Genomic DNA, 18473 nt, shown 5'->3' on the forward strand with positions numbered 1-18473 from the left:
CGATCCCCGGCAAAGAGTCAGCGTCCTCGGACGCTTCGCCGGTATTGAGGGCGCCGAAAGCCGACGGCGGCCAGGACCGCCGCCCACAGCAGCGCCACCCGGGCCTGGGCTACGCCTCCGCCGCCCACAACTGCGGGCTGTGAGCGGCGACAAGGGCGCTGATCCGGGTGAGCGCCTCGTCCGCGGGGAGCGGGTCGAGGCGGCGGCCGTCGCGCAACCGGAGGGCGACGCGGTCCTCCGCGGCCTCCTTGGGACCGATGACCGCCTGGTACGGCACCAGTCGCGCCTGCCGGATCCGGGCACCGAGGCTGCCTCGTTCCGGCCCTGCCACCTTGACGCGCAGCCCTTCGCGAGCGCCGCGCGCCGCCACCGACTCGGCGTCGGACACCTGGTCCGCGGAGAGCGGGAGGACCACCAGTTGGGTGGGCGCCAGCCAGGCGGGGAAGGCGCCGCCGTGCACCTCCAGGAGGTGGGCGACGGCCCGCTCCACGCTGCCGACGACGGCACGGTGGACCATGACGGGCCGGTGTTTGGCGCCGTCGGCGCCGATGTAGCGCAGCCCGAACTGCTCGGGCTGGTGGAAGTCGACCTGCACGGTGGAGAGGGTGGACTCCCGGCCCGCGCTGTCCACGATCTGCACGTCGATCTTGGGCCCGTAGAACGCGGCCTCGCCCTCGACGGCCTCATAGGGCAGTCCCGCGCCGTCCAGGACTTCGGCCAGCACCGCGGTGGCCCGCTCCCACAACTCCGGGTCGGCCACGTACTTCCCGCTGCCGCTGTTGCCGGCATCCGCGCCCGGGAGCGAGAGGCGGTAGCGGGCGGGTGCGATGCCGAGCGCACGGTAGGCGTCACGGATCATCTCCAGCGCGCCCCGCGCCTCCTGGGCGATCTGGTCCGGGGTGCAGAAGACGTGCGCGTCGTTGAGCTGGATGGCCCTGACGCGGGTGAGCCCGCCCAGCACCCCGGACAGCTCCGAGCGGAACATGCCGCCCAACTCGGCGATACGGTAAGGGAGCTCGCGGTAGCTGTGGGAGCGGGAGCGGTAGATCACCGCGTGGTGCGGACACAGGCTGGGGCGGAGTACGACCTGCTCGGCGCCCACGTCCATGGGAGGGAACATGTCCTGGCGGTAGTGCGACCAGTGCCCGGAGATCTCGTACAGCTCCCGTTTGCCCAGCACCGGCGAGTACACGTGCTCGTACCCGGCGCCGCGTTCGGCCGCACGGATGTACTCCTCCAGCGCGTGCCGCACGGCGGCCCCTTCGGGCAGCCAGTAGGGCAGCCCGGCGCCGATGAGCGGGTCGGTGTCGAACAGCTCCAGCTCGCGGCCGAGCCTGCGGTGGTCATGCACGGTGGTCTCCTCACTGTGGGCGATCGGTGCGATCAGCGCGATCACTTCGATCGGTGCCTCGTGAGCGGGAGCCCGGGCCATGACGAAGCCCCGGGGCACTCGCCCCGGGGCTTCGATGGACATCGATCAGCGCGCCGGGACAGCCTCCGGCGTCCTCGTCAGTGCTGCGGCGCGCTTCATGCGGCAGACCGTAACAGGAGAGCCGCGCCCGCTCACCTCATTTGTCCGGCGCTGCTCCCGGACGGGGGAAGCCCCGGGGTCCCCCACGGACCCCGGGGCGCCGCCGCCACGGGTCACGTGGCGGCCAGTGCCTCCGTAGGAGGCAGCCGCGCCGCTCTGACGGCGGGATAGAAGCCCGCCAGCCCCCCGATGAGCAGCGTGGCACCCACACCGCCCGCCATGGCCCAGGCCGGCACGACGGCCGGCCAGCCCTGGTAGGCGGCATAGCCCGCGGTGACGCAGATGCCGATCAGTACCCCGCCCAACCCGCCCAGCGAGGAGAGCAGTTGGGACTCGCACACGAACTGGGTGCGGATCTGTCCCCGGGTGGCGCCCAGCGCGCGCCGCAGCCCGATCTCCGAGCGCCGCTCCAGCACCGAGATCACCATGGTGTTGGCGACCCCCACACCGCCGACCAGCAGGGCGACGGCGCCCAGTCCCAGCAGGAGTCCGCTGAGGGCGTCGTCGGTGGCCTGCTTGGCGGCGAGCGCGTCCGAGGGCCGGGAGACGGTCACCTCGTTGGGGCGCTCGGGGTTGGCCGTCGGGCCCAGGATCTCCTGGACCTCGCTGACGGCCGTCTCCTTGGCGCGGGTGTGCACGGTGGTGGGGTAGCCGTCGAAGCCGAGGTACTCGCCCGCGACGCCCCAGCCCACCAGGGCGCCGGCGTCCAGGTCGGGAGCCAGCTCGTTGGGCGCCATGATTCCCACGACGCTGAACCAGCGCCCGCCGAGCCACACCTGCGTGCCGGACTTCAGTTCGTGGATGCCCAGCTGCTGGGCGGCCCTGGGGCCCAGCACCACGGCTGGGTAGCGGGAGTTGGCCGCGTTCAGCCAGCGTCCCGCCGCGACCTCGCCGCCGACCGCCTCGGGCAGGTCGGTGCGCGCGGCGACCACGGACAGGCCGCCGGTCTCCTCCTCGGGTATCCGGTCGTTGCGGAAGACCTTGGCGTCCGTCTTGCCCACCGCCGAGACCGACTCGACGTCCGGCAGGTTGCCGATCATGTCCACCGCGCTCTTGGGCAGATGGGCGTCCTCCCCGGAAAAGGACTGGCCGGGTGTGACGGTGAGCAGGTTTGTGCCCAGCGCGGCCAGCCGCCGGTTGAGGTCCTCGGTGCTGGAGGTGGAGATGCCCACCACGCCCACCATCGCGGCGATGCCGATGGCGATGCCCAGCGCCGAGAGGAACACCCGCATCGGCCGGGAGCGCAGCCCGGAGCCGCCCACCCGCAGCACATCGGCCGGGCCCATCCTGGCGGCACGAGGGGTGGGCCCGGCGGCGCGCGGCGCGTGGCCCGGCGTGCGGTCGGTCATCGCCCGCTCCCTGACGTGGTGGGGGCGGCCGAGTCGTACTCGATGCGCCCGTCCCACAGCCGTACTTCGCGCGGCAGGGAGGCCGCGATGTCCCGGTCGTGCGTGATGACGGCCACCGTCGTGCCCGCGCGGTGCAGCTCATGCAGCAGTTCGAGGACGGCGGCACCCGAGCGCGAGTCGAGCGCGCCGGTGGGCTCGTCGGCCAGCAGCAGCCGGGGGCCCGCCTGCCCGGAGGCCGGGGACGGGCCGCCGGCCACGGCGCGGGCGATGGCCACCCGCTGCTTCTCGCCGCCGGACAGCTGGTGGGGCTCGTGGAAGAGCCGGTGGCCCAGGCCGACCCGGCGCAGGGCCACTTCGGCGGCGCGCCTCCGGTCGGCGCGCGGCCGGCCGCTGTAGAGCAGCCCGTCGGCGACGCTGTCCAGCGCTGAGACGCCGGGGGAGAGGTGGAACTGCTGGAAGACGAAGCCGACCGTGCCGGCCCGCAGCGCCGAGAGCTCACGGTCGGAGAGCTTCGCCACGTCGTGCCCGTCGACGCGCACCGTCCCGCCCGAGGGGCGGCTGAGGGTACCCATGATGTTGAGCAGCGTGGACTTGCCGGAGCCCGAAGGGCCGACGATGGCGATCAGTTCGCCGCGCGCGATGGTGAGGTCGGCGTCGCTGAGTGCCGTGACGTCCCCGTACCGCTGGGAGACGCCGGTCAGCTCGACCACCGGCGCCGGGCCGTCCGCGCCGCTCGCGGCGGGCCGGGTGTCCTGGGTGTCCTGGGCGTACGGGGGGAAGGCAGCGGCGTGCGGGATCGATGTGCGTGCGATGCTCACCGGGGCACCCCCACGTCCAGCCCCTCCTTGATGCCCTTGCCGGACACCTCCACCTTTCCGTCGGCGAACATGCCCAGCGTCACCGGCTTGCGGCGGGTGGTCCCGTCGGCGCCGGTGACCTCCACCGCGTAGCCGCCGCCCTGCTGGGCCAGCAGGGCGTTGACGGGCACCGCGAGCACGTCCTCGCGGGACTCGGCCTTGAGCCGCACATCGACCGAAGCCGCCTGGTAGCGGCCGAGCTTGCGCTGGGAGCCGACCTTCAGCTCGACCGGCAGTGTCGCCTCCTCGGCACCGCCCTCGCTCTCGCCCCCCTCGGAACCGCTGCCCGAGGAGCCGGAGGCGTCCGTGCTCGTGGGGGTGCCGATGTCGGTCACCTCGGCCTCTGCGCTGCCGCCGTCCGGCAGCCCGATCGACGCCTTGGTGCCCTTCTTGACGAGATCCTCAAGACCGGCCTCCAGATCGACGGTGACGATCCGGCCGGTACCGGTCCAGGTCAGCGCCTCGCCGCCGGCCAGCGCGCCGGGCGAGGTCTTCTGCTCGGCGACCCGGCGGGCCCCCGGGGCCACCACGGCGTCCCCGGGCTCGACCTCGCCGGTCTCCGTGCGGTTCATGTCGTCCTGCCAGTCGCGTACGGCCTCGGCCGTGCCGCTGGTGAACTCGTCGTCGGCGGTGAAGCCCGTGTAGCCGAGCTTGGCGAGGTTCGCCTCCAGCGTCTTGACGTCGTCGCCCTCGGTGCCGCCGCGCAGCGTGCGGTAGAGCGGCTTGGAGCCGTAGAGCAACGGGACCTTCCGCTCGTCGACGCTGTAGACCGTGTCTCCCCGGGAGAGGGTGTCGCCCTCCTCGGGCAGCCAGGTGACGATGCCGCTGTCCTCGTCCTGTGTGCCGCTGCCGCCGTTCCGGGAGGACTGGCCGGCGCCCTGCCGGCCCCCGCTTTCCGAGGACCCGGCCTCGGACCCCGAGCCGGAGCCCGATTCCGAGCCGGAGCCGGTGCCCGCCTGCTGGACGGTCGTCGGAGTGCCGAAGCCGAGCGTGCCGTCCACGGTCTCGGTACGGGTGAGCGTGGTGCGCTCCACCTTCGCTGTCGCCTTCGGGCCGGTGGTGCGGGGCGTCTTGGCGGTATCGCCCTCTCCGCCGAAGGCGCCGGTGGCCGCCACCCCCGCGGCGCCCACCGCCGTGACGGCGGCGAGCGCGAGCAGCGAGGCGCGCAGCGGGCGGCGGCGCCGGGTCTCCACGGGCCGCGCGATGTCCTCGCCGCCCGCTTGGTCCTCGTCGGTGTGTACCGGCCCGTCTCTGTCAGTGTCCGTGCGTACCGTCCCGTCGCCGGTACCGGCCGGTCCACCGGGCCCGTGCGCCTGGTCGGTCACTACGCCGTTGTCGTGGGCGTCGTGGGCGTCGTGGGCGTCGTGGGCGTCGCGGGTGTCGTGGGCGCCGGGGCGCGGGCTCCGGCCGCCGGAGGCGGACTCCTCGTGGAGCGTCACTTGGGCCCGCCGCCCTTCATGATGATCCCGCCGCCCGGGTACTTGCTCCGGCACGCCTTCTGGGCGTCCTGGAAAGGCTTGGCGTTCGGCCTGATGCCGCTGTCCGCCATGTCGAGCTGCATGGCGCTGCCGTTGATCTCGGGGTCGGGGAAGTCGTCCAGGCCGTGCTCGCGCATGCACTTGGCCCACGCGGCGACCTTCGCGGAGTCCAGCGGCTTGCCCTTGCCGCCGTCCATCTGCGGCGCCTTGTCGCGGCACGCCTGCTCGGCCTTCTCGAACTCGGGCGAGTCGCGGTCCAGCTTGGCGCCGGAGCCGCCGATCCGGACGCCGCCGCCGCTCTCCTGCTTCGGGTCGGGGAAGTCCTTGACCCCGTTGTCCCGCATGCACCGCGAGTACTCCAGTGCCTTGTCGAATGCCTTGCCCGCCTGGCCGCCCTTGGCGCTGCCGCCGGTTCCGCCGCCGCTGCCGGTGCCGCTCTTCTTGCCGGTGTCGGCGGACGAGTCTCCGCCGCATCCGGTGAGCAGCACGCCTGCCAGCAGCATCGCGGCGGCGGGAAGGGCGCGCCCAAGGGGTCGCCTTTGTGCGAGGGATGTGGAGCTGCGTGTGATGAACATGGAACCGAGTTCTACGCGGCGGAGGGTTACACCACGGGAACGGACGGTGTTACGCCGCTGTTATGCCGCGTGCCGCATCCTGACGTCATGCGAGTGCTGATCGTGGAAGATCACCGGGAGCTGGCCGAGACCGTGGCCACGGGGCTGCGCCGCGACGGGATGGCCGTCGATCTCGCCTTCGACGGGGAACAGGCCATGGAAGAGGCGACGGTGCACGACTACGACGTCATCGTGCTCGACCGCGACCTGCCCCGGCTGCACGGCGACGAGGTGTGCCGTGCCCTCAGCCGCGAAGGGAGCCGCTCCCGATTGCTGATGCTCACGGCGGCCTCCACCATCGAGGACCGGGTGGACGGCCTCGGCCTCGGCGCGGACGACTACCTCGCCAAGCCGTTCGCCTTCGCCGAACTCATCGCGCGCGTCAGAGCGCTGGCCCGGCGCTCCCAGCCCGCCGTCCCGCCCGTGCTCACCCATGGCGACCTCACCCTGGTCCCCGCCGAGCGGCAGGCCCGCAGAGCCGGGCGCCGCCTCGACCTGTCGCCGAAGGAACTGGCGGTCCTGGAACTGCTGTTGTCCGCGCGCGGAGCCGTCGTCTCCGCCGAGGAACTGCTGGAGCGCGCCTGGGACCAGTCGGCCGACCCGTTCACCAACACCGTGAAGGTCACCGTCAGCCGGCTGCGGCGCAAGCTGGGCGAGCCGCCCGTGATCGAGACGGTGCCGCATGCCGGCTACCGCATCTGAGCCCGCCCGGCCGCGAGGCCGTATTCGCTGGTCGGCCCGGCTGCGGCTGACGCTGATGTACGGCGCGCTCTTCCTCGTCTCGGGCATCGCCCTGCTCGGCTCCACCTACCTGCTGGTGGCCAGCAGCCCCGCCAACAAGAACACCAGGATCACCGCCTGGCGTGCGGAGGATCCCCTGCATGACGGCCGGGACCGTACGCAGACGCAGATCGCGCACGTGGTCAGCGAGCGCCGCTCCGCCGAACTGCGCACCCTGCTCACCGAGTCGGGCGTCGCGCTGGCCGGTATGACCGGCGTGTCGGTCGCGCTGGGCTGGTTCATGGCGGGCCGGGTGCTGCGCCCCGTGCGCACCATGGCCGACAAGGCGCGCCGGATCTCCGAGCGCAACCTCCACGAACGGCTCGCGGTCACCGGGCCCGCCGACGAACTCAAGGAGCTGGGCGACACCTTCGACGGGCTGCTGTCCCGGCTGGACGCCGCGTTCGAGGCGCAGAAGCGCTTTGTCGCCAACGCCTCCCACGAGCTGCGCACCCCCCTCACCCTCCAGCGCGCCACCATCGAGGTGGCCCTAGCCGAGCCGGACGCCGAAGCGGCGGCGCTGCGGGAGGTCTGCACCCGGGTGCTGGCGGCGGGAGAGAGCCAAGAGCGGCTGATCGAGGCGCTGTTGACGCTGGCCAGCAGCCAGCGGGGTCTCGACCCGAAGCGCAGCGGCCCGGTGGATCTGGCGGCCGTCACCCGACTCGTGCTGCGCGACCGGGAGGAGCCCCGCGCCGGCGTCGCGCTGGCGCCGGCGCCCACCCACGGCGACGCGGCGCTCGTCGAGCGGCTGGCGACCAACCTGGTGGAGAACACCCAGCGCTACACCCCCGAGGACGGCTGGATCCACGTGTCGACCGGCACCAGCGCGGGCCGCCCCTATCTGCACGTGGCCAACAGCGGTGAGGCGATACCCCAGGACCGCATCCCCGTGCTCTACCAGCCTTTCCAACGGCTGGGTCGGCGTGGCGCGGGCGAGGGCCACGGGCTCGGCCTGTCCATAGTGGCGGCGGTCGCCGCAGCCCACGGCGCCGTCATCACCACCGTCCCCGGTCCCGAGGGCGGCCTGGCCGTCACCGTGGCCTTTCCGCCGTCTCCGCCCTCTCCATCCGGTGCGACCGCCGGATCGGAGCGGCGGCAAGTGGTGGGGGAGCGGCCGGGGGCGGGGGAGCGGCCGGGCGAGCGGGTCGTCAGCGCAGGGAAATGAGCGCGATCGAGCCCCCCCCCGCGCACACCAGCCCCGCCACCTGGGGCCGCGAGAGCCGCTCGCGCAGCACGGCCACCGCCAGCAGTAGCACAGCGCGGCGGCCAGGGCGAATGCGTCGGCACTCATACGGACTCGGCGCGCGCACCGCCATCGGCGCGCGCACCGCCATCGGCGCGCGCACCGCCATCGGCGCGCCCACCGCCGTCGGCGCGCGCCGAGTCATCGCGCCCCGAGTCACCGTCTGCCGTGCCGTCCCCCGCCGCTCCGTCGTCCGCGGTGCCGTCCCCCTCCGTGCCGTGGCCCGTCGCGGCGCACCGCTGCCGGTCCGCCTCGCCGACCGGGCAGATCTCACCCTGGCCACGCACGCGACGCGGTCGCACAGCCGGCACAGCCGGTCGGCGTCGCCCGGCTCCTGGCACAGGTGCGCGAGGAGCTTGCCCAACAGCGCGTCGAGCTGCGCCCGTTCGCGCTCTTCCAGTGTCTCGACGGCGTCGTTGAGTACCTGCTGGCGCGCCACGAGCAGGCTGCGGGCCGCCTGGACGCCCAGGCCGGTCAGGTGCAGACCCGCCCAGTTGGCCCACGAGCTCTCTCTGCGCAGCAGGCCGTGCCCCTCCAGCCCCTCGGCCATGCGGGTCGTGGCGGGTTGGCTGAGGCCGACGCGGCGGCCCAGCTCGGTCACGCTCAGTCCCGGCGCGTCGGCCAGTACGACGAGCGCCGCCGCACCACTGCGGCTGGTGCCAGCGGCGGCAGCCGGACGCGGAACGGGGTACCAGAACGCGGTAGCAGAAGTGGGCCACCGTGTGTGAAGCTCCGGTCATGGACGAGCGGGCCACGGCCGACTGGGAAGCACACGTCGCCGACACGTGGGCGACAATCGACGAGATCACCGACGCGCGGGGCGGCAGCGGCTTCCGCGCCGTCATCGAGGAACTGGCCGCCGAACTGCCACCCGGCAGCGCCGTCGCCGACTTCGAGCGGGCCTCTTCGTTCGACTCGACGGGGCATCCGGACCGTGCCGTACCCCTCTACCGCGAGGCGCTGCGCATCGGGCTGACAGGCGAGCGCCGCCGCCGCGCGGTCATCCAGCTGGCCAGCTCGCTGCGTAACCTCGGCCATCCGCAGGAGAGTGTCGCCCTGCTGCGGGCGGAGCTGGAGGCCGGATCCGACCCGCTCGACGACGCCGTACGCGCCACCTTGGCCCTCGCCCTCACGGACCTGGGCCAGGCCCGTGAGGGAGTCTCGCTCCTTCTGCTGTCGCTGGCCCCCCATCTGCCGCGCTACCAGCGCTCGATGGCCAACTACGCCCGTGTGCTGACGGCTCCGCCGGAGCCCGGTCCCGCACTCGCGCAAGAGAAAGACCCGCAAGCAGACCGGAGTTTGCCGTAGGCGTTCGGCACCTGGTTCGGGCCCGAGAGGATCTCTCCGCCGCGCGCTTTCAGGGCCCGCACCCCATCCAGGTCGTCGACGAGCACGGTGTTCTGGACGTCCCGGAACGGGGCGAGGGCCTCGTCGGTGCCCGCGACAAGCAGGAAGCCGCCGATGCTCGCCACCTCCACACCGCCGTAGGTGAAGCGCCTCCCGCTCGCGGGCATCACGTCCACGCACATCAGCGGGAAGACCCGGCTGGTGACCCTGCGCCGGAACGAACTCGGCCTCCGCTTCCCCTCCGGCACAGTGCACCGGGCGCCAATTTCGGAGAATCGCGGAGCGTATCTCGCTTCGTCGAGCTGTTTCACCGTAGGTCCGGGAGCGGTTGAGAGGCAAAGACGAAAAGTGAGCAGGTGCTAAGAGGTCATCTCATTTGGCTGGGTCGGTAGTCTGTCGGTCGTGGTGGGGATCGTTGAGCGGCTGGTGCCGGATGAGTTGTGGGAGTTGTTCCAGCGAGTGGTGCCGGAGGTACCGGCAAGGCCGCAGGGTGGTGGCCGTCGTCGGCACGGCGACCGGGAAGTGCTGGCCGCAATCGTGTTCGTGGCGACGTCCGGCTGTACCTGGCAGCAGGTGCCCGCAGCGTCTTTTGGGCCGTCCGGTGCCACGGTCCACCGCCGCTTCACTGAATGGTCGAAGGCCAGAGTGTGGGCGAAGCTCCACCGCCTGGTCCTCGACGAACTCGGCTCTCGCGGTGACCTGGACTGGTCCCGATGCGCGGTCGACTCGGTGAACATGCGCGCCCTGAAAAGGGGGACCTGACAGGTCCGAATCCTGTCGACCGGGGTAAGTACGGCTCGAAGATCCACTTGATCACCGAGCGGACCGGTCTGCCCCTGTCGATCGGGATCTCAGGGGCGAACCTGCACGACAGCCAGGCACTGATCCCTCTGGTCAAGGGCATACCGCCGATCTGCTCCCGCCGCGGCCCCCGGCGCCGCCGACCGGGCAAGCTCCACGCGGACAAGGGCTACGACTACTCCCACCTGCGACGCTGGTTACGCGAGCGCGGCATCACCCACCGCATCGCGCGCAAGGGAATCGAGCCCTCACAGCGACTGGGCCGCCATCGCTGGACCATCGAGCGCACCATGTCCTGGTTGGCCGGCTGCCGACGCCTCCACCGTCGCTACGAGCGCAAAGCCGAACACTTCCTCGCCTTCACCAGCATCGCCTGCACCCTCATCTGCTACCGCAGACTGGCCAAATGAGATGACCTCTAAAGGGGTTGCCTATAGGCAACCCGGTAACCAGGTGGGGCGGTGCGCGGTGTGACCGCGATGGTCGCGGAAAGACCTGTCGTCTGCTCCGGTGGGCCGAGCCGAACAATGTGGCACATCGAGCCGTCTTTGCGGCACCTATTGCGCGACTATTGATAGCCGGAACCACCAGCACGTCGTGTTCCGGTACAGCACCCCCCACCAGGACGAAGGGCTCAGGCTGCGCCCTAACCGAGCCGCGTGCCGAGTTCGGTGGCGGCGGCGATGACAGCGCCGCTGAGGAGGGCGAGTTTGGCGTCGGTCCGCCTCGCCGGGCCGGATACAGACAGCGCACCGCAGGCCACGCCCTGCCGGTTCCGTACCGGGGCGGCCACCGCGCAGAGGTCCCGTTCGCTTTCCTCCATGTTGGTGGCATAGCCGGTCTCCCTTACCTTCTCGAGCTCGGCCTCGAGCGCCCGGCGTGTGCTTACCGCGTGCTCGGTTCCGCCTCGCAGCCGCGCGCCCGGATAGCGGCGCCGCAACTCTTCGCGGGAAAGCTCGGCGAGCAGAGCTTTCCCTGCGGCAGACGCGTGCGCCTGGCCTCGCTGCCCGGTACGCAGCCCGGCACGGATCACCTGCTGGCTCTCCACACCTTCGATGAAGACGGTCTCTGTGCCTTCCAGTACGAGCAGATGCGCGGTCTCGGAGGTGTCTTCGACGAGCTTTTCCAGCAGGAGACGCGCTTCGTCGCGGAGGGAGACTGCCCCCATCACGGCGATACCGAGCCTGGCCAGAGCGGGCCCAGGTCCGTAGCCCTTGGTCTGGGCGTCCTGGCGGAGCAGGTCGCGGGCCTGCAGGGTGGTCAGCATCCGATGGGCGGTCGACCTGGCCACCCCCAGCTCGGCGGACACGTCTGCGACTCGCAACGACGGCTTGTCCACCAGCATCAGCAGGATCCGCGCCGCGTTGTCGATCGATTCCACAGGGTAGGCGGCTGACACTGCCACAACCCCTCCATCCCGCCGTCGCCACTACGACTGTTCTGGTGATTGAACTACATTTCGCCAGCCAGAATAGTCGCAGTCCTCCCCGGCGTCTGCGCGTCTCGGCGGATCTCGCGAAGCGGTCCGCAGCTTGTTGGCGGCACGTTACGGCGCCGCCGGGGGCACCCGAGCCGCCTCCGAGCACTTCCGCGAGCGGGTTGGGGGGTCCTTCTCGCCGGCCGGAGTCGCCACCGTGGCCACCGTTCCACCAATGTGCCGCCCGTCTTACGTTCTGCTGAGAAGACCATCATCCGTCTAGCAGAACACATCACCATTGACTGCGCACCGGAGCCGGGTTACCTTGCAGAACATGATCTGCCCAGCAGAACACTCTCCAGGAGGAGCGGCGTGACGCCCTCAACGCCGTCCGTCGCGGAACTCGGCCATGTGGGCCTGCGCTGTCACGACGTGGGTCGGCAGCTGGCGTTCTACACCGGCGTGCTCGGACTGACGGTCACCGACCATGACGAGCGGCTGGGCATCTGGTTCCTGTCCGCCCGGCCGGACACCGAACATCACGAACTGCTCCTGGCCGAGGGGCGGGACGCGCCGGTCGGCAGCAAACTCATCCAGCAGGTGTCGTTCCGGTGCGCGCGCTTCGAGGACGTCCTCGGCTTCCATCGGCGTTTCCGGGAGCACGACGTCCGGCTCGACATGATCGTCTCGCACGGCAATGCCGTCGGCGTCTACTTCTACGACCCGGAGGGCAACCGGTGCGAGGTCTACTGGCAGACCGGGCTCGCGGCACGTCAGCCCTTCGTCGAGCACATCGACATCGAGACCGATCCCGAGGAACTGCTGGACGCCATCCGGGCTTCGGTCGAGCGCTACGGCGCGACGGGTTTCACCGAGGAAAGTTATCGCGCCTGGACGCGCGAACAAGCGGTGGCAGCCGATGGCGCCGCAGACAAGGAGGTAAGGCGGTGAAGTTCGTTCGCTACGCGGACGGGCCGTCCGCACGCGTCGGCGTGGTGGACGGTGACCTGGTCCGGGTCATCGACGGTCCGGCAGACCTGCTGCCTCTCATCGAGGCCGGCGAGGCCGAGTTGCTCGCGGCCGGACGGACCGCGCTCCGACGCGGCGCGACCGTGCCGCTGCCGGACATCGTTCCTCTGTCGCCGATCGCGACGCCTCCGACCGTCCGCGACTTCTACGCCTTCGAACAGCATGTCCGGGCAGGGCGCGCCTGGCGGGGCCTCGAGATGGAACCGGACTGGTACGAGCTGCCCGTCTTCTACTTCTCCAACCCCTACGCCGTGATGGGCTGCGGCCCGGTGCCGATGACGCCGGGTGCGGAGCGTTTCGACTTCGAGCTGGAGGTCGCCGCGGTGGTGGGGCGCGGCGGCCGGGACCTGACCGTCCAGGACGCCGAACACACCATCGCCGGTTACTGCGTGCTCAACGACTGGAGCGGCCGGGACGTTCAGCAGCGGGAGATGAAGCTGTCGATGGGGCCGGTGAAAGGCAAGGACACCGCCACGAGCCTCGGCCCGTACTTCGTGACCCCGGACGAGATCGCCGACTTCCGCGAGGGCAACGGATACCGTCTCGAAATGACCTGCACGGTCAACGGCGCCCCCTACTCCCGCGCCCTGTGGTCTGACATCCACTGGTCGTTCGGCGAAATGATCGCCTACGCCTCCCGCGGCGCCGAAGTGAGGCCCGGCGATGTGATCGGCTCCGGCACCTGCGGCACCGGCTGCGTCCTGGAACTCTCCCGCACTCACGACTCGGCGACCTACCCCTGGTTGCAGCCGGGCGACGAGGTCGTCGCGGCGATCGAAGGTCTCGGCGAGTTGCGCAATACCGTCACCGAGGCGGCGCCGGTCATTCCGTTGCGAACCCGGGGCGCGACAGCGCAGGAGGACGGAACACGACCGCGCTTCACCGACGAAGCCGCGCTCTGATGGACACTCCCGTATCGGTGGAGGACCCGGCCAAGCTTCGGGCCGCGTTGCTGCGTGCCATGCCGATGTCCCGAATGCTCGATTACGGCATGGACCACGGAGACGCCGTCCACCTGGCCAACGCGGCCGTCTCGGAACCGTGGCACGAGGTCGCGACTCGCCTGGCCGAGGCGCAGTCGACCCGCGCGGAGGCGACCGCCGACCGCGGTGATGTCGAGACCGCGGTCGCGTGCTATCGCCGGGCGACGGCCTCCCTGATCTTCGCGCAGATGGCTTTCAACACCGACCACCCGGCCAAACGCGCGCTCTACGTCCGGCTCACCCGGGCCTACCAGGCCGCGGCCGAACTCGACACCGAGTCGCGCGTGGAGCGGCTGTCGATCCCCTTCCGGCAGAGCCACTGCACCGCCTGGTTCGTGAGTCGCTCCGGCGCTCGCCCCGGCCCCACGGTGGTCATTGTCGGCGGGCAGAGCGGTTGGGGCCCGGCCTTCCATCAGCAGGCCGAAGCCCTGGTCCGACGGGGACTGTCCGCTGTCCTGCTCGAAACACCGGGCCAGGGTGATACGCGCATGGCCGGCGGACTCCACCTCGACGGGACCGTCGACCGAGCTTTCAGCGCTGCCCTCGACGCCGTGCGTGCCCGTACCGGCTACGACGGCCGGTACGGGGTGTGGGGAAACAGCTTCGGTGGACTGCTCGCCGCCCGCGCCGCGGTGCACGACAGCCGCTTCGGCGCGTGCTGCGTCAACGGGGCCACCGCGAAGCCGGAGCCACTGCCGTTCCGGACCGCACGCGAACAATCGCGGGCGCTCCTGGGCGTCGACACCGACGAAGCCGCCGCGGCCGTCTTCCGCACCCTGTGGCTCGACCCGGCGGTCGACCACACGAGCGCCGCGATGCTCGTGCTGCACGGCGGCAACGACCCGCTGGTCAGCCTCGACCAGCAGAAGGTGTTCCTCGACCTGTCGGCGCATCCCACCCTGCGGGTCTGGGACGACGGCGACCACACCATGTACAACCACTCGGCCGAGCGCACGGAGTTTGTCTGTGACTGGTTCCGTGCCCAGCTCTGCCGTGGGTGACCCAGAAAAATCCAACACCCGATTCCGAACAGTTCACAGAATCATTGAGGAAAGCATGAAAGCAATCGCCCTCCAGCACTACGGCGACGCGGACGCCCTGGAGATCATTGAGCAGTCGACGCCGGCGGTCGCGCCCGGGGAATTCCTGGTCCGGGTCAAGGCAGCCGGAGTGAACCCAGCCGACGAAAAGATCGCCGTCGGCAATCTCGACGGCATCATGGTGACCCACTTTCCCCTCATCCCGGGCTTCGAGATGGCCGGCGTCATCGAGGCTCGCGGTTTCGGCGCCACCGAGTTCGAGATCGGCGACGAGGTGATCGGCTTCGTCCTCAAGGACTGGGCGCAGAACGGCGCCTACGCCGAACTGGTTTCAGCCCCGGTCCGCACGCTGGCACGCAAGCCGGCGTCCTGGGACTGGCTGCGTTCGGCGTGTCTGCCGCTGAACGGGCTGACGGCTTACCAGGCCATCAAACGCATCAGCATCGGCGAGGGCGACACCGTCCTGATCCACGGGGCCGCAGGTGGGGTCGGCTCGCTCGCCGTGCAGATCGCCGCCATCCGGGGCGCACACGTCATCGGCACCGCCAGCGAGCGCAACCACGGCTACCTGCGTGAACTCGGCGCCACACCCATCACCTACGGAGAAGGACTGGCCGATCGGGTGCGCGAGCTCGCGCCGGAGGGCGTCGACGCGGCGCTCGACTTCTACGGCGGGGACGCGGTGGCCGTCTCGCAGAAGGTCTTGAAGGATCCCGCGCGGGTCGCCTCCGTGGCCGACATCACCGCTCCCGAACAGGGTGGCCAATTGGTGTGGGCACGCGCGAGCGCCGACGAGCTGACGGAGGTGGCTGCGCTCGCCGAGTCCGGCAAGTTGTCCGTCCCCGTGAATCGCTCCTTCCCGCTGGAGCAGGCCGCCGACGCCTGGCGGATGCTCCACGCGGACAGCCGCGCCCGCGGCCGGGTCGTACTGGACATCGACGCCACCTGAGGCGATCTCCGGCACGCACAACGCTCCGGCGCAAGCGAAGGGTTGGGACACATGAAGCTTGCCGATGAACCCCGTACATCCACGATCACGCAGGATGCCGTGGATGCGGATGTCCTCGTCATCGGGTACGGCCCGGTCGGTCAGACCCTGGCTGCTCTACTGGGCGCGTCGGGGCACCGCGTACTGGTGTGCGAACGGCGGGTCGGGCGCTACGAGACGCCACGAGCCGGACACTTCGACCACGAAATCATGCGCGTCTTTCAGTCTTTGGGAATTGCCGACGAGGTACGGCGCATTGCCGAACCAGCTCGTGTGTATGAATTCCTCGATCCCGACGGAAGCGTGATTTCTCGTCTGCCAAGGGAATGGGCCGCCCCCTCCGGCTGGGACGCGTCGTACCACTTCTACCAGCCGGAACTCGAGGATCTTCTGGACGCGGCAGTCCGCGGAGCAGCCACGGTGGACGTTCGTTTCGGTGCGGAGCTGGTCGGCCTGCGCCAGGAAGCCGACCACGTGGTGGTGACGTTGGCGGACGGCAGCGTCGTCACCGCTCGCTTTGTGGTCGGGGCGGACGGCGCCAACAGCGCGGTACGCACGCTCTGCGGCATTCCAACGGAAGATCTCGGTTTCCGGGGCGACTGGCTGGTCGTCGACGTCCGGCCTCGGCCCGGCGCCCCGACCCTGGACATCCCGGACACCGGCCAGGTACTCGACCCCGCGAGGCCGAACCACATGGGCCGGGTGGCTCAGCGGTACTTCCGCTGGGAGTTCATGCTCGTCGAGGGCGACGATCCCACCGAGATGGTGAAGCCGGAACGTGTCCGGGAGTTGCTCAGGCCCTGGATCGGCCCGCAGGAGGGGGAGGTGATCCGGCAGACCGTCTACCAGTTCCGATCCATCGTCGCCGACACGTTCCGCCACCGGTCGGTCCTGCTTGCCGGTGACGCTGCTCACGTCATGCCGCCATTCCTCGGACAGGGCATGAGCTCTGGTATCCGGGACGCCGCAACCCTCGGCTGGATGCTCGACCTCGTACTGACCGGCGCCGCGGACCCGAAGCTGCTGGACCTGTACACGCTCTCGAGAAGGCCACAGGTCATCGACTACATCGAAGAGTCGGTGCGGGTAGGGACCGTCGTCTGCGAGACCGACCCCGTTCGTGCGGCGCAACGTCGTGAGGAGATGCGGTCGGCGACCGAGCTTCCGCCACCGTTCGAGCCGCCTGTCGGCGCAGGCTTCCGAGACGGACAACCGCTGGCCGGCCACTTGGCCGTACAGCCCCTTCTGCGTACGAGCAGCGGGAAGACCGGGCGGTCCGACGACGTGCTTGGCCGCGGGTTCACCCTGCTCAGCTTGGTCGAACCGGACGCGGCGACGGCCGCGGCCGTCTCGGAACTCAAGCGCGCGATCGGGCTGCGGTCCGTGGTGGTTGGCGCCGAGGGGGTCCAGGAAGAGGGCGAGGCGCTGAGTAACTGGCTCAAGGAGTCCGGTGTCGTGGCCGTGCTGGTTCGCCCGGACTTCTACGTCTTCGGCACTGCCACCGGGCTCTCCGAGGTGGTGGGCCTGCTCGCCTCACTTCGCGTGAGCCTGTCGCTGGTGTAGCGGCGTGACACCCGCTCGCGCGGCGACCGACGACAGCCCGGATCACGTGACACACGGAGGAATCTCATGCCGAAGACGGACAACGGTATCCACTACGAGGAGTGGGGAAACGGGCCGGACGCTATCGTTCTGCTGCCCGGACTCGGGTGCTCGCTCAAGTGCTGGTCCGAGGTGGCACCCCTACTCGACGGCTATCGCCTCGTTCTCATGGACCTGCCGGGCCACGCGGGCTCCCTCCATGCGCCTGCCGACGGATCGAGCCTCGCCCGGATCGCCGACACGGTGATCGATGCTTGTGATCAGCTCGGCCTCGAACGCTTCGCCCTCGTCGGTCTCTCCTTCGGTGGCGCGCTCAGTGTGCGGATCGCTCTGAACCGGCCCGGCCAGGTAGTCGCGGTCATGGCGCTCATGCCGTGGAACGCGGGCGGTACCGAGGCGGGCGATCCAGTCATCGAAGGGTTCCACAAGTCCTTCCGTGACGTCGAAGCCATAACGCAGGCCATTGGGGCCATCTCGCTGGAGCCGAGCAAGACGACCGATGTCGTGCGCACGATGACGAGTGCTGTCACAGAGCAGTTCTGGCGCAGCTGGCTCGGAACCGGTGGCGGTGCTTACACGAGCATGTTCGAGGAGCTGTCCGGGATCGCCGTGCCGGCGTGCTACGTCATCGGCGGCCGAGACACCATCGCCCCGCAGGACAAGTTGATCGCCGACGTCCGTGCGATGCCCGGAGGCCGGCTGGTCTTCCTGTCGGACGCGGGACATCTCGCCCCTTACGAGTCTCCCGAGCTTGTCGCCCGGGAGATCCGCGAGTTCGTCAGCCGATACGCGAACACGCCGTCGCCGGGCGCGGGTTCCGCGCCCGGATCCTCGCCCAGCGCACGGCCGAGCAGATAGAGACGCCTTTGTCCAGCTCGGCCTTACGCTTCCTCGCCCGGCAACTCGGCGTCCGCCGGCAGCGGATCGGCAGCCGCTGGCGGTGCCTGACGCCGGGACGGCAGGCCCTCCTTGCCCTCGCCCGTCCACGCTGCGGTGACACCTGCACCCGGCTCGCCGCCGGGTTCGGCATCGGCCTGGCAACCGTGTACCGCCACGTCCATGAGACCGTCGACGTCCCTCGCCGCGCTCGCCGAGAGCCTGCCCGCCGCGATACGGCGGGCGAAGCGGCCGGCGTACGTGATCCTGGACGAGACGCTGCCGCCGATCGACCGTATCGCCGCCGACCGACCGTTCCACCCGGGGAAGTACCAGCGGCACGGCATGAACATCCAGGTGATCACCGACCCGCCCGGTCGTCCGCGGTGGGCCTCGCCGGCCCTGCCCGGCTCGACGCACGACCAGAGCGCCGCCCGCACCCACGGCACTCTCGACGCACCGACCAACGCGGACATCACCTGCTTCGCGGACCGGGGCTATCAGGGCGGGGACCGGCAGATCGTGTCGGCGGATCGCG

16 protein-coding genes and 2 pseudogenes are annotated in these 18473 nt (G+C 70.7%); 11 read left to right on the plus strand and 7 right to left on the minus strand.

The annotated features are described in order from the left end of the window. Positions 1-109: 109 nt before the first annotated feature. From thrS to OHB04_RS34160, 5 genes are all read right to left on the minus strand, one after another. Positions 110-1351: a threonine--tRNA ligase gene (gene thrS, locus OHB04_RS34140; RefSeq protein WP_405807255.1), complete on the minus strand. Its 1242-nt coding sequence runs from the start codon at positions 1349-1351 to the stop codon at positions 110-112. A 293-nt stretch (positions 1352-1644) separates the two neighbouring features. Continuing rightward, positions 1645-2880 (minus strand): ABC transporter permease, encoded by a 1236-nt coding sequence (locus OHB04_RS34145; protein WP_405803100.1) that lies wholly within the window; start codon positions 2878-2880, stop codon positions 1645-1647. Further along, positions 2877-3590, minus strand: a complete 714-nt coding sequence (locus tag OHB04_RS34150) for an ABC transporter ATP-binding protein (RefSeq protein WP_326693056.1) — start codon at positions 3588-3590, stop codon at positions 2877-2879. The genes OHB04_RS34145 and OHB04_RS34150 overlap by 4 nt, the downstream gene beginning before the upstream one ends. A gap of 104 nt (positions 3591-3694) precedes the next feature. Beyond that, entirely contained in the window at positions 3695-5176 is a 1482-nt protein-coding gene (locus OHB04_RS34155; protein ID WP_326808959.1) for a peptidoglycan-binding protein, read from the minus strand. Next, positions 5173-5790, minus strand: coding sequence for a hypothetical protein (locus tag OHB04_RS34160; protein ID WP_326808960.1), 618 nt, complete (start codon positions 5788-5790; stop codon positions 5173-5175). The genes OHB04_RS34155 and OHB04_RS34160 overlap by 4 nt, the downstream gene beginning before the upstream one ends. An 87-nt stretch (positions 5791-5877) precedes the next feature. On the opposite strand from OHB04_RS34160, the gene OHB04_RS34165 reads away from it, so the two are divergent. Next, on the plus strand, positions 5878-6531 hold the full coding sequence (locus tag OHB04_RS34165) for a response regulator transcription factor (protein ID WP_326808961.1): 654 nt from the start codon (positions 5878-5880) through the stop codon (positions 6529-6531). Then, positions 6512-7774, plus strand: a complete 1263-nt coding sequence (locus OHB04_RS34170) for a sensor histidine kinase (RefSeq protein WP_326808962.1) — start codon at positions 6512-6514, stop codon at positions 7772-7774. The genes OHB04_RS34165 and OHB04_RS34170 overlap by 20 nt, the downstream gene beginning before the upstream one ends. Here the strand turns inward: OHB04_RS34170 and OHB04_RS34175 are convergent. Then, positions 7758-8495: pseudogene (locus tag OHB04_RS34175) on the minus strand (MarR family winged helix-turn-helix transcriptional regulator); the annotation flags it as partial. The gene OHB04_RS34170 and the pseudogene OHB04_RS34175 overlap by 17 nt on opposite strands. 95 nt (positions 8496-8590) lie before the next feature. Between OHB04_RS34175 and OHB04_RS34180 the strand changes: the two are divergent. Then, positions 8591-9160: a tetratricopeptide repeat protein gene (locus OHB04_RS34180; protein ID WP_326808963.1), complete on the plus strand. Its 570-nt coding sequence runs from the start codon at positions 8591-8593 to the stop codon at positions 9158-9160. 450 nt (positions 9161-9610) lie between these two features. Then, positions 9611-10410 (plus strand): IS5 family transposase gene (locus OHB04_RS34185; RefSeq protein WP_326809575.1). Its coding sequence is split into 2 segments (ribosomal slippage): positions 9611-9950 and positions 9950-10410, totalling 801 coding nucleotides; the frame shifts between segments, so codons are not numbered across the junction. Positions 10411-10646: 236 nt separating this feature from the next. Here the strand turns inward: OHB04_RS34185 and OHB04_RS34190 are convergent. Beyond that, positions 10647-11381: an IclR family transcriptional regulator gene (locus OHB04_RS34190; RefSeq protein ID WP_326691499.1), complete on the minus strand. Its 735-nt coding sequence runs from the start codon at positions 11379-11381 to the stop codon at positions 10647-10649. A gap of 408 nt (positions 11382-11789) precedes the next feature. Here OHB04_RS34190 and OHB04_RS34195 point away from each other — a divergent pair, with 408 nt between their 5' ends. The 7 genes and pseudogenes from OHB04_RS34195 to OHB04_RS34225 form a co-directional block, all read left to right on the plus strand. After that, positions 11790-12368 (plus strand): VOC family protein, encoded by a 579-nt coding sequence (locus OHB04_RS34195; RefSeq protein WP_326691500.1) that lies wholly within the window; start codon positions 11790-11792, stop codon positions 12366-12368. Then, positions 12365-13348, plus strand: a complete 984-nt coding sequence (locus tag OHB04_RS34200) for a fumarylacetoacetate hydrolase family protein (RefSeq protein ID WP_326691501.1) — start codon at positions 12365-12367, stop codon at positions 13346-13348. Before OHB04_RS34195 ends, OHB04_RS34200 begins: the two co-directional genes overlap by 4 nt. Beyond that, positions 13348-14430, plus strand: a complete 1083-nt coding sequence (locus OHB04_RS34205; RefSeq protein WP_326808964.1) for an alpha/beta hydrolase — start codon at positions 13348-13350, stop codon at positions 14428-14430. The genes OHB04_RS34200 and OHB04_RS34205 overlap by 1 nt, the downstream gene beginning before the upstream one ends. Positions 14431-14485: 55 nt before the next feature. Beyond that, positions 14486-15418: an NADP-dependent oxidoreductase gene (locus OHB04_RS34210; protein ID WP_326691503.1), complete on the plus strand. Its 933-nt coding sequence runs from the start codon at positions 14486-14488 to the stop codon at positions 15416-15418. 51 nt (positions 15419-15469) lie between these two features. Further along, positions 15470-17020 carry a bifunctional 3-(3-hydroxy-phenyl)propionate/3-hydroxycinnamic acid hydroxylase MhpA gene (mhpA, locus tag OHB04_RS34215; RefSeq protein WP_326691504.1) on the plus strand — a complete coding sequence of 517 codons (1551 nt, stop codon included), beginning with the start codon at positions 15470-15472 and terminating at the stop codon, positions 17018-17020. Between the two features lie 66 nt (positions 17021-17086). Beyond that, positions 17087-17917, plus strand: coding sequence for an alpha/beta fold hydrolase (locus tag OHB04_RS34220; protein WP_326691505.1), 831 nt, complete (start codon positions 17087-17089; stop codon positions 17915-17917). Beyond that, positions 17914-18442: pseudogene (locus OHB04_RS34225) on the plus strand (transposase family protein); the annotation flags it as partial. The gene OHB04_RS34220 and the pseudogene OHB04_RS34225, both read left to right, overlap by 4 nt. Positions 18443-18473: the final 31 nt, after the last annotated feature.

Origin of the sequence: Streptomyces sp. NBC_01775 (assembly GCF_035917675.1) — a bacterium.
Lineage (GTDB): Bacteria > Actinomycetota > Actinomycetes > Streptomycetales > Streptomycetaceae > Streptomyces.